8 protein-coding genes are annotated in these 10,664 nt (G+C 35.0%); 2 read left to right on the top strand and 6 right to left on the bottom strand.

Annotated elements, in window-relative coordinates; all coding sequences use genetic code 11:
* The 6 genes from PK35_RS15910 to panC form a co-directional block, all read right to left on the bottom strand.
* On the bottom strand, nucleotides 1–2,948 hold a 2,948-nt coding region (locus tag PK35_RS15910; RefSeq protein WP_044627565.1), incomplete at its 3' end, for a CshA/CshB family fibrillar adhesin-related protein.
* A 307-nt stretch (nucleotides 2,949–3,255) separates the two neighbouring features.
* Nucleotides 3,256–4,614: a DNA repair protein RadA gene (gene radA, locus PK35_RS15905; protein WP_044627564.1), complete on the bottom strand. Its 1,359-nt coding sequence runs from the start codon at nucleotides 4,612–4,614 to the stop codon at nucleotides 3,256–3,258.
* A complete protein-coding gene (locus tag PK35_RS15900) occupies nucleotides 4,614–5,765 on the bottom strand; it encodes an alpha/beta hydrolase (protein WP_044627563.1) in 1,152 nt (383 codons plus the stop codon). Before PK35_RS15900 ends, radA begins: the two co-directional genes overlap by 1 nt.
* A gap of 64 nt (nucleotides 5,766–5,829) precedes the next feature.
* Entirely contained in the window at nucleotides 5,830–6,798 is a 969-nt protein-coding gene (locus PK35_RS15895) for a lysylphosphatidylglycerol synthase transmembrane domain-containing protein (protein ID WP_044627562.1), read from the bottom strand.
* A gap of 6 nt (nucleotides 6,799–6,804) precedes the next feature.
* Nucleotides 6,805–7,155 (bottom strand): aspartate 1-decarboxylase, encoded by a 351-nt coding sequence (gene panD, locus PK35_RS15890; protein WP_044627561.1) that lies wholly within the window; start codon nucleotides 7,153–7,155, stop codon nucleotides 6,805–6,807.
* A gap of 13 nt (nucleotides 7,156–7,168) precedes the next feature.
* Complete coding sequence (panC, locus tag PK35_RS15885) at nucleotides 7,169–8,020, bottom strand: pantoate--beta-alanine ligase (protein ID WP_044627560.1); 852 nt, start codon at nucleotides 8,018–8,020, stop codon at nucleotides 7,169–7,171.
* A gap of 183 nt (nucleotides 8,021–8,203) precedes the next feature.
* Between panC and PK35_RS15880 the strand changes: the two genes are divergently transcribed.
* Both PK35_RS15880 and PK35_RS15875 read left to right on the top strand, forming a co-directional pair.
* A complete protein-coding gene (locus PK35_RS15880; protein WP_044627559.1) occupies nucleotides 8,204–9,013 on the top strand; it encodes a glycogen/starch synthase in 810 nt (269 codons plus the stop codon).
* Nucleotides 9,014–9,035: 22 nt separating this feature from the next.
* On the top strand, nucleotides 9,036–10,637 hold the full coding sequence (locus PK35_RS15875) for a BamH family beta-barrel-assembly machinery protein (protein ID WP_044627558.1): 1,602 nt from the start codon (nucleotides 9,036–9,038) through the stop codon (nucleotides 10,635–10,637).
* The last annotated feature ends 27 nt before the right edge of the window (nucleotides 10,638–10,664 follow it).

Below are 10,664 nucleotides of genomic sequence, written 5' to 3'. Positions count from 1 at the left end.
TCGTCTATACCATCAAAATCTATTGTGGCAGAGGCAATAAAAACATCTATTGCATCTCTATAATCTAAATCTCCACCCGCTAATAAATCGCCATCGGCATCTGGTAAAATACTTAAATCTGTTGGATCTTCAATATCTTCATTTACATCTAAACTAGCATCATTTACTCCATTGGTTTCAAAAGCATTATTTAAACCATCGCCATCAACATCGGCTGCGGTACTGGTATTAGCCATTCCATTTTCTTCAATATCGGGGATGCCATCGTTATCGGCATCTAAATCAATGTAATCTGGGGTACCATCGCCGTCGGTATCTACTAATGCTAAACCGCCTGGATAATTGTTATCTACGCCATTGCTATCGTAACCATAGGTTGGTAGTACGTAACCTACCGTGGGTTGCGCTTCTACGTTATCGGGGATACCGTCGTTGTCGCTGTCCAGGTCTAAATGATTTGGAAAACCATCTAAATCCGTATGGATTTCAGTAGAATAAGATAATTCATAAACTTGTAAGGTTACATTGTTTGCATTTCCATTGTTTTTTGCCGTTCGAATAACTAATTTATCAATTGGGCCATATATTGTAACTTCTACACTGTTTGCCGGAGCATTACCAGCAGTTGTAGCAGAACCTACAACAGTTTGATTAGATAATGTACCATTTGCACCTAAATTAATATCTGTAATATTAACCCGAGAATTTATTCCATTTAAGGTGGCTTCAAAATCCGCTCTATCTTCAAAATCGAAACCTCCCATTTTAAAGTTTAAATTGTAAACTGGTTCATCAAATTCAAAAACATAAACTCCAAGATCTCCATTTACAAAATCAGAATTTCTAATTTGTAAATTCATATAATATCCAGTTATTCCAGCTATAGTAGCCGAACTAACTCCAGAACCCCATGTAGCGCTTCCCTCTAGGCTGTAATTAAAATTTGCAAAATTTGAAGCAAAAGAGTAAACGTTATTTATTACTCCAGATGTTGACGTATTATCGCTAAAAGTTTGCCCTAAATCAATGTATCCAGTTGGAGTATTCATTTCTAGAACATCTAAAATACCATCGTTATCATCATCTAAATCACAGGCATTACCAATACCATCTCCATCCGTATCTACATAATCTGGTTGATTAGGATCGCAAGGGCTACATTCGGAAGCTTGTACCATAGCATCGGTACTACTTCCTACTCCTTGACCTCCACTTGCGGTACTTGGAACGCCGTTTGAATCTTGACTTCCTGTAATTTCGTCATTTCCATCTAAATTACTATGGTTAATTTGACTATTAGGAGCAGAACCTTCTAAAGCATCAGGACAACCATCGTTATCACTATCTGTATCGTAATGATCGGGGATGCCATCGTTATCGGTATCTTTAAAAGAACATTCAAGAAAAACACCAATAGCCAGACCTTGTTTTCCGTTAGGTTCGCTTTCAATAAAAACATCTAAAGTGGTTGCATCTACCGATCGAAACAATGGTGCTGTAACGTTAGCATTTATACCATGAGCCTCAACAGTACCTGTACCTACACCATTTATAGTATAATTTGTACCCGAACCATAATACTCTAGAATTTCCCAATTACCACCATTTGTTGTTAAGTGATACTCTTCGTCGTTTTCATCAGATGCGCCAATATTATTCACATCGGTTGTTTCGGCATCGGCAACTATTAAATCTAATTTTTGCCCAGTATCTGTTGTAATAGTAACGGTGAAATTTGCTGAAACTCCCGCTTGCGTATCGTTATAAATAGACCAATCGCCACCAGAATTACTAGCATCGTAATATTTCCATAGTTCGGCTCCAGACCAAGTTTGCATGCTTCGAGCAAGCATTAAACTAGCATCGGCATTAACCCCAGAAAAAGTAGCTGTTGCAATGGTACCATCTGGTAAGGTAAAGTTTTTTGTATCGCCGTTTTGTATACCGTTATCTAAAATCCCAGACCAATCGAACCAATAAATATTATCGACATATGTGGCAGAACCGTTTCCGTTACCATCGTTTAAATGGGAACAATCCATTTCATCAGTATCTAAAATACCATCGTTATCATCATCTAAATCGTCAATATCGCTATAACCATCGTCATCTTGATCTGCGAGTGTTAAAATAAATACTTTCCCATCGCCATGATCTTGGGTAGCGCCAGTAAGTACAACACTGGTAATGGTTGAGCCAATTGGAGCAATATCATTTAGGTAAAAAAGAGCAATACCAATGGTTCCTCTATTTTCTGTAACGCGATCGCTTAACCAATAATCTGATCCTGCAGGTGGCGGATTTACCGCTCCTGGTGTCCCCATATCACCGCTACCAGTACCAGTACCACCAAAACCCCATTCAGTTGTTGTTTGATTAACAAAGGTTTTACCAAGCGATTGTACTACGGCACTTCCTGAGAGTGTCCCAAAAAGCTCTAAATAATAACAATTATTAGCATTACGCTCTGTAATGGCCAGGATACTGCTTGAACTGGCTATTACACCACTCCCATAAGTTAGCGTTTGTTTTTGAGAATCTGTAGTTGCTGAAGCCGCAGAAAAATCGTCGCAAACATTATCTCCATTTCCGTTAGAAATAAAATAATGGTTTAAATTTTGATCTTGATATGCAGATAATGCTGAGTCATTCCAACTAGCACTAGCACTAGTTGTTTCAATATTAGTTCCATTATTTTTAATAAAATTTACGGCATGACCATCGACACCTAGTTGTGTTAGTTCGTAGCTAGAAGGAATATTGTATATGTCATAAACCAAATTATTTACAACAATACTTTGAATTGTCGCAGGATCTCTACGATCGTTTTGCGTGTCGCTCCACCTAAAATCTACTCCAGATTGAATACTGGGTGCGTTGGATTGAGAGACTAGTCCATTAAATACTAAGCATGCTATAAGCATGCAGAAATGTAGCTTTGTTGTCATTTTTGATAGATTTGGGATATCAAAATTCAACTTTAAAATTTTACAAAACTGTTATTAGTAAAATGTAATTACGCAATGTTATGAAACCACCATTAAAACCAATAATTATGTGATACTAAAACACTTGAAAATATTAATTGAAAATGAGCTGAGGGAAGAATACTTTCAATTAATCAATTTTATAAAATGATAAAATCTGATACAATGTTAAACAAAAAAAGCCATACAACCTAATTAATTATCGATATAATGCGTATTTTTTTCGATAAAATACGTATTTTAATAAAAATCTAAAAATATTATTGCTTTAAGCTAATTGCGATACGAAATCTTCAATTTTTGACAATAGCTGAATTTTTATTGTAGCTTTTTTAAGTGCTATTTTGTTGTATTTAGATACGTAAATTGTTGAAAACCCAAGCTTTTCGGCTTCTAAGATGCGTTGTTCAACACGTTGTACAGGACGAATTTCTCCAGATAAGCCAACTTCGGCAGCAAAACAGACATCTTTTGGTAGAGCAACATCTTCATTTGACGATAATATGGACGCTACAACAGCCAAATCGATAGCTGGATCGTCAACCGAAATACCTCCCGTAATATTTAAAAACACATCTTTTGTTCCTAAACGAAAGCCTGCTCGTTTTTCTAATACAGCAAGCAGCATATTTAAGCGTTTAGCATTAAACCCTGTGGCACTACGTTGCGGCGTACCATAAACCGCAGTACTTACAAGCGCTTGTACTTCTATCATTAATGGACGCATACCTTCGAGTGTTGCTGCAATGGCATTTCCCGAAAGATCTTCATCTTTTTTTGATATTAAAATTTCGGATGGATTTGTAACTTCGCGTAAGCCGCTACCTTGCATTTCGTATATACCAAGCTCGTTGGTAGACCCGAAACGGTTTTTATGCGCTCGTAAAATTCTAAACACATGGTTTCGGTCTCCTTCAAACTGTAAAACCGTATCAACCATATGTTCCAAAATTTTTGGTCCCGCAATATTGCCATCCTTTGTTATATGACCAATTAAAATTACTGGTGTAGCCGTTTCTTTTGCAAATTTAATAAGCTCGGTAGTACACTCTTTTATTTGAGAAATGCTTCCAGAAGACGACTCGATATAATCGCTATGCAGGGTTTGTATACTATCTATTATAACGACATCGGGTTTTAAAGCTTCAATTTGCTTAAAAATATTTTGAGTTTTGGTTTCGGTTAACACAAAACAATTTTCGCTATCTGGTTTAATACGTTCGGCACGCATTTTAATTTGTTTTTGGCTTTCTTCGCCCGAAACATATAAGGTTTTATAAGGTAACTGTAACGAAATTTGAAGCAATAAGGTACTTTTACCAATACCAGGTTCGCCTCCCAATAAGGTAACCGACCCAGGTACCATACCACCACCTAGAACTCTATTAAATTCACTATCTAAAGTATTTAATCGGGTTTCCTTTGTCGAATCAATATCGTTAATTCGTAACGGTATTGATGCTTTTTTTAATTTAGTTGAAGGTGATTTCCAATCGTTTTTTTCTGGTTTTTGTATAACTTCTTCAACAATAGTATTCCATTGTTTACAAGCATTACATTGCCCTTGCCATTTAGAAAATTGTGTACCACAACTCTGGCAAAAAAAACTAGTTTTAACTTTTGCCATTAAAATCCAAAATCTTCTTTAATAGTTTCTACACGTTGTAAAACATCATCTTTTGTAATTCCTGCAATTTCTTCAAGATCGAACGCTGCTTGGTAAGCTTTCATGGCTTTTTTTGGTTTTCCTGTTTCTTCCAAAAAGCGTCCTTCGTAATATCCTCCTAATAAGGATTCTGGATAATCTTTTTTTGCTAATTTACTAAGTCTATCGTAATCTTCAAACAATTCATTTTTTTCAATAGCTGCAGATATGGCTTTAAAGTCGTTTATCAATATTTCTTTTTTAATACCATATAAATCGTGAATGGTTTTGTATTTATCTTCAAGATAGGTTACCGGAGAACCATCTAACTCTAAAATAACTTCTTTATATTCTTTTCTAGAAATAGGTTGAAATACTTTAAACATACTTTCAATAGCGCTAGGAATGGCATGTGTTGGCACCGCATAATGCGAGGTTGTTTCAAAACTATCGAAATTATAATTTACATTTGGGTTGGTAACACTTTGCAAATCGGTATTTAAGGCGTTTGTCATTTCAACTATGCTGCCTATATCTTCTTTTGTGTTAGCTAAATAATAGAATATTTTAGATTCGGTTTTACCTAAAACCTCTGGAATATAATTTAACATATTTGGTGCTAACTCTGGACTAATGCAAATATAGCCTTGAAAAACGGGGTTTGGTTTTAACAAATAGTAATTTATAAAATTGGCGGTACTACCATGCCCAACGGCAACCCTAAAGCTACCTGCTTTAAAATTACGTTCTAAATACGGAATAAGTTCCATACCCAAAAACTCGAAAAATACAGCACCCGTTTCAGAGGGCAGCGAACTCATTTGAGAATACATACAATCGTCGAAACGTGTTTGCGACTGGTTTAAACCAACCACCAAAGCATCTGGCATATCTTCCCAATACGAAAAATAATCGGTATTTCCTGCTACGGCCTCAAACATATAATCGCCGTCTAATACTAAAAATAACGGATAGGTTTTATTACTATCGGGATTGTAGCCTCGAGGTAATTGTATTTTTAGTTCGCGTTTATCGCGTAATTTTTCCGATTGAAAAATTTCGTATTTTACTTGAGCTTCAACATATAAAATAGAGCAAACGAAAAGCAAAAAGATTAACGTATTTTTCTTCATTTTTAAAGATTTGAGATTTAACAATGCAAGTTAGTAAAAATTAAGATAGCTATAAAAACTAGATTTAAATCGCAGTTTTTTGGCTTTTTCTATTAAAAATAGGCAAATAAATTAACGAAAACCCGCCAAAAACAATTATGGCTAGGGTTTGAGATGCCCACATAACCCAACCAAAAGCTCTACTCGGGTCTTCTGGAATACTAAATAATGTAAAGGCTAAAACTACTGCTTCTGGATACGAACCAATACCTCCATTTGTAGCTGCTATACTAAAGCTTGCGGCTATAAAAGCTATTAAAAGTGCCGCTATTGGGAGGTTACGTGTTTCAGGTAATGCAAATGAAGTTACATAAAACATGAGTAAATACATAAGCCAAATAAAAAGCGTATGCCCTATAAACGCCCATTTTTTCTTCATTTTAAAAATACTTAAAACACCTTCTATTAGTCCGCTTAAAAAGCCTTTAACTTTTAAGGCGAATTTAGATTTACTTTTGTTGATTAGCCAAACAATTAAAGCTAAAAACACCAGACCTCCAACAGCGGCTATAATTAACTTTAAAGGATTGAATTTTTCGATTAAAAACCCGTAAATAAAATCGAACTCGAGCATAAGGGTAATGGCTATAATACTTAACATAATAACCATATCGGCAACGCGTTCGGCAACAATGGTACCAATGCCTTTCTCGAAAGGTACATTTTCGTAATTTGTTAAAATTGAAGCACGAGCCACTTCGCCTGCTCTAGGTATGGTATAGTTTATTAAATACGTAGCAAACACAGCCATAATACTATTGCCAAACCTAATGTTGTACCCCATGGGTTCTAGTTGAAATCGCCAACGATAAGCTCTTGAAAAATGACTTAACAGCCCTAAAACCATACCTAATATAACATAGGTATAATCGGCTTTTTTAAAGTATTTTATTAATTCCTCAATTGAAATTTGAGACAACGAGTACCAAACTAAAAAAACTCCCAAAATTAATGGGAGTGCAATTTTTAAAATACTTTTTATGTTTAATTTCAAAAGAAACTATTTAAGTAAATTGGTGGCTTCGTCTGGAAAAACCAAGGAAGGTTTAAAGGTTTTTGCTTCCTCAATATCCATAAACGCATAGGTAATTAAAATTAACGTATCGCCTAAGGCTACTTTTCTGGCTGCTGCACCGTTTAATGTAATTTCGCCACTATTTCGTGGTCCAGGAATACAATAAGTTTCTAAGCGTTCGCCATTATTATTATTTACAATTTGAACCTTTTCGCCTTGTATAATATTGGCCGCTTCCATAAGGTCTTCATCAATAGTTATACTACCAATATAATTGAGTTCTGCGCCGGTGCACTTAACTCTATGAATTTTAGATTTTACTACTTGAATTTGCATGTGGCAAAGATAATTAATTTAGTGCGATATTATCTATTAATCGTATATCATCGGCATATACCGCTATAAACGCTCTATATTTCTTTTTATCAGATTTTCGCTGAACAGGCTTAAGGGTTTCGGCATCGGCAATTATAAAATACTCTAACTTTAATAAATTATGTTCGGCAAATGCTTTGGTTACCCATTGCATAACTAATGTAGCACTTTTTGTGCCAAAATGCGCTCTGGCAGATTTTAAGGTTTTGTAAATAAATGGCGCTGCTTCTTTATATGCTGGTTTTAACCTTGTATTTCGTGAGCTCATAGCCAAACCACTTGGTTCTCTGTAAATATCGCATCCTACAATTTTAACGGGAAGATTATGCTTTTCTACCATTTTTTTAATGATGGCTAATTGCTGAAAATCTTTTTCACCAAAATATGCGCGATCTGGCATTACAATTTCAAAAAAGCGTTTTACAATAGTACCAACACCATCAAAATGACCATGACGAAACTTACCTTCCATTTCGTGTTCTAAACCATCAAAATCGAACGATTCAGATACGGTATTACCTTCATAAATATCATCAACCGTAGGTGCGTAAACCAAAATATCTTCGTCGCTTAATGTTTTTAAAAGAGCCACGTCGGTGTTTAGTGTCCTTGGGTATTTTTCTAAATCATCGTTATTATCAAACTGCGTTGGGTTAACAAAAATACTAACGACTACTTTTTGATTTTCGGCTAAAGCCCGTTTCACCAACTGCAAATGCCCATCGTGTAAAGCGCCCATAGTTGGCACCATCCCCAGACTCATTCCCTTTTGCTTTAATGCCGCAACTGCAGCTATAATCTCTTGTTTTTTATTGTAAATTTCCACGCTTTAATAAAAAATTAACGGGTGCAAACTTAAGATTTTACAGCCAATTAGCATAAATTTTTGTAGTTTTGCATGTTTTTTATGCTGAAATTAGAAAGAATGAGCTTTTTAATTCGATAAAAAACAAATCAATAATTACTAACGGTTTAATAAAAATCGTTATCAGTCAACAAAAACAAACATATGAAAGATAAGAGGATATTGTATGTATCATCTGAAGTAGTGCCTTATTTACCCGAAACCGAAATTTCTTCTATGTCTTTTGAATCGCCTAGATTGGTGAATCAACAAGGTGGACAAATTCGTATTTTTATGCCTCGATACGGCAACATTAACGAACGCAGACATCAGTTACACGAAGTAATACGCCTTTCTGGTATAAACCTGGTAATTAATGATTTGGACATGCCACTTATTATTAAAGTAGCATCGATACCTAAAGAGCGCATTCAGGTTTATTTTATTGATAACGACGAGTATTTTAAACGTAAAGCGACGTTAACCGACGAAGATGGTAATTTATTCCCAGATAACGACGAACGTGCTATATTTTTTGCAAAAGGTGTTATTGAAACCGTAAAAAAATTAAACTGGTCTCCAGATATTATCCATGTTCATGGCTGGTTAGCGGCCTTATTGCCACTTTATTTGAAAGAATATTACAAAGACGAGCCTTTATTTACCGATAGTAAAATTGTTACCTCGGTTTACAACCAAAGTTTCGACGATATGTTAAACAACGATTTAATTAACAAAATTAAGTTTGATAATATTGATGAAGACGCGATAAAAACCTTAGATAAACCGACGTACAATAACTTAATGAAGGTGGCTATCGATCAATCGGATGCCCTAATTGTAGGATCTGAAAACATTCCTGATGAGCTTGATGCTCATATAAAAGCATCAGACAAACCAACACTAGAATACAAAAGTAGAGACGAATTTGGTGAAGCTTATACAACATTTTTTAATAATTCCGTTTTAAGCTAAACAGCATTTCTTATAAAAATCTATGAAAAAGAATTTTAATGCCCTTAAGTTTCCTGTTGCTTTTTTAATACTTGCAGCATTTTTTATTGCTTGTGATAGAGATTTTAACGTAATAGAAAGTGACGTTTTAGGAAAAGACAACACAAATTTTTCTACAAAATTTAAAGAACTACCTGTTGTTGCTTACAATAAAAAGCTAGACTCGGTACAAATTAACAGCTTATCATCCAACATGTTAGGTGTTTTTAACGATCCTGCTTACGGACTAACATCGGCTAGTATTGTGGCACAGGTTACGCCTTCTACTTATAGTCCAGATTTTGGAACAAACCCAGAGATAGAATCTGTTGTTTTAAACATTCCTTATTACAGTACCATTGTAAATTACGACACCGATGGCAATGCCGAATACCAATTAGATTCCATTTACGGAAACACATCGGCTCCTATTAAACTTTCTGTTTACCAAAACGACTATTTTTTAAGAGATGGCAATCCTAATTCGGAAGATAATAGTATACAAAATTATTTTTCGAATTCTAACAGTTCAGAAAACTCAATGTTTACAGGCACCTTTACCATTAACTTTGATGAACACGCAAAGGAAAAACTTTTAGAAATCCCCGAATTTAAACCTAGCGAACAAAGCATCCAAATAATTACAGATACAGATACAACCTATGCTGCTCCGGCACTAAGACACACTATTACTAACCCCGATGATTTAAGTTTTTGGTACAATACCTTTATTGCACAACAAGACGCCGAGGAATTAAACAACCTAAGTAAATTTAAAAAGTACTTTAGAGGTTTATACATTAAAGCCGAATCAACCAATGGAGACGGTAGTATGGCTTTATTAAATTTAGCTTCAACCGATGCTAGCATTACCATAAACTACACTAAAGACTCTACAACCGAAGGCGAACGAACAGATGGGACTTACGTGTTGACTTTTACTGGAAATATTGTAAATCCTATTATAAACAATTACAATTTGGTAACTATACCTACGCCTAACAAAACCGAAGGCGACGATAAATTATACCTAAAAGGTCAAGCAGGTTCGATGGCCATTGTAGATTTATTCCCTAACGGTGTGCAAGCTTTTAAAGATGAATTTTTAAACGGCGACGACAATCTTGCAAAATTAATTAACGAAGTGCATTTAGAGGTTTACGAAGACTCTTTAATTAACACAAATCCGTACGGCGAAAATTATCACAGATATGATCGTATTTATGCCTACGACATAATTAACAACACATATACATACGATTACGTAAACGATCTTTCGGCAAACACCTCAACACCAGTAAACTCTCGAATAATTAGTTTAAGCCAACGCGATACTATTTCGGGAATGTACAAAATTCGTTTAACCGATCATTTTTACAATTTATTATTAAGCGATTCGGAAACCGAAAACACCAAAATTGGTTTAGTAATTTCAAACAACGTAAACTATACCGATAATGCCGAAATATTAAATAGTGAAGATGAAGTTATAGGCATTCCTGCTGCAACATTTATTTCTCCAAGAGGTACTATTTTACACGGCAGTAACGCAACTAATGAAAACCGAAAATTAAAACTTAAAATATTTTTTACCGAACCTAACTAAAAATACATTTTAGTTTAGCCCCAAACT

The sequence above is a fragment of the Neotamlana nanhaiensis genome (assembly GCF_000943555.1).
Lineage (GTDB): Bacteria > Bacteroidota > Bacteroidia > Flavobacteriales > Flavobacteriaceae > Neotamlana > Neotamlana nanhaiensis.
This window is presented reverse-complemented; position numbering and strand designations above follow the sequence as displayed.